This is a genomic window from Thermocladium sp. ECH_B, from assembly GCA_001516585.1.
Taxonomy (GTDB): Archaea; Thermoproteota; Thermoprotei; order Thermoproteales; family Thermocladiaceae; genus Thermocladium.
In genome coordinates, this window is the sequence record LOBW01000142.1 from 1 (window position 1) to 1,400 (window position 1,400).

General features: G+C 40.1%; 2 protein-coding genes. Both read right to left on the reverse strand.

The features are described 5' to 3' along the window. On the reverse strand, window positions 1-930 hold a 930-nt coding region (locus tag AT710_09790), incomplete at its 3' end, for a hypothetical protein (protein KUO89734.1). Between the two features lie 62 nt (window positions 931-992). Beyond that, window positions 993-1,226 (reverse strand): hypothetical protein, encoded by a 234-nt coding sequence (locus tag AT710_09795; protein KUO89735.1) that lies wholly within the window; start codon window positions 1,224-1,226, stop codon window positions 993-995. Window positions 1,227-1,400: the final 174 nt, after the last annotated feature.

A 1,400-nucleotide genomic window follows, 5' to 3' on the forward strand; every position in this document is an offset into this window, starting at 1 on the left:
TGGTGTGCCTAAGACCAATGATTCAAATACTGCTACTGGAGTATAGTCCATTAAGGAGGTTAATGCGAATATATTAGATGTTGACATATAATCTAACTTCTCTTCCTCACGTAGTATTCTTGGTTCTAAGACCACAATGCCACTTAAACTCAGACGTTGGACAAGATTATGCAGCTCAATAAAGTATTTCTGATCTGATATGGGGCCTGCAATATATACCTTAAAGTTTCTATTGAGATAATTTCTAAGATGTTCCGATGCCTTTATAAGTAGATGTTGTCCTTTCCTCCTATGTATCCTACTAATGTATGTTATTACAATATCTGAGCCTAGAAGTTCATGAATATCTCTTTTTGGTACATAGGCAGCTAAACTATCAGGGGCGCATGGGTACTTAATTATCGAAATTTTGCCGCCATTAATTCCACTATTTATGAACCACTGCTTTTCTAGTTGGGTATGAGCTATGAATACATCTACATTATTCTGATTCCAGGTTAGGATTTTCATTGTTGGTTCAAAAAACATCTTAGCAACTAAGTTATCTACCCCAGTCATCTTAGGAAAATGCAACTGCGCAACTACCTTATAACCAACTTTACTTTTCCAGGCAATGGCTTGAAACAGATGAGGATGCAAATTATGGCTATGAACAATATCCGGCTTAATTTCAAAAAGAACCTTCTTTAAATCATGCATTAATGTTGCATAACCAATTTTTATGAAAGACGGCCTAAGTCTATGAACAATAACTCCCTCTTCAACCACTGTGCTAGGTTTTGCAATTTCTTTCCATCTATTATCGTAATTCACCGACACAACGTGAACCTCATGGCCTCTTTTAGCAAGTTCTTTAACGGTATTGTACACTATTTCTTCAACACCACCAATGCTAGGCCTATAAAAAGGAGTTATATGGACTATTTTCATACCTTATAAATCCATCCATTATTTATTGTTAATACTTGGTATTTCTGCATCGCTTCAGTAAATTATGTTGCCTCTTTTAGTGCCCTTCTAACCGCCTCCCTGTGCAGTGGCGATTGCCAAGCCACATATTTTCCAATGCCGAGTTCAGAATCCCTCTCCGGTAGCTCGTCGACCCAGAATTGTGGTTCCCTGTGATGCATATTGTAAATTATGAGGTTCTTCTCCACTAGCCATCTCAGTAGGTTCTCGGGTGCACTCCTACCCCAAAACCTATCCGGATCCTCGATAGCCTCCATGAGCCAGTTCCTCCATTTCCTGATTACGTCAGTAATGCAGAGGCTTGCGGCATCATTAAGGTGTTATATCCGGCTTGTACCAATTTGGCGTGTTCATCCACATGATCCCCAACGATACGATGCTCTCGACCGATTCCACCGTGATGCCCCTTGCCCGCATCATCCTCAACCCGA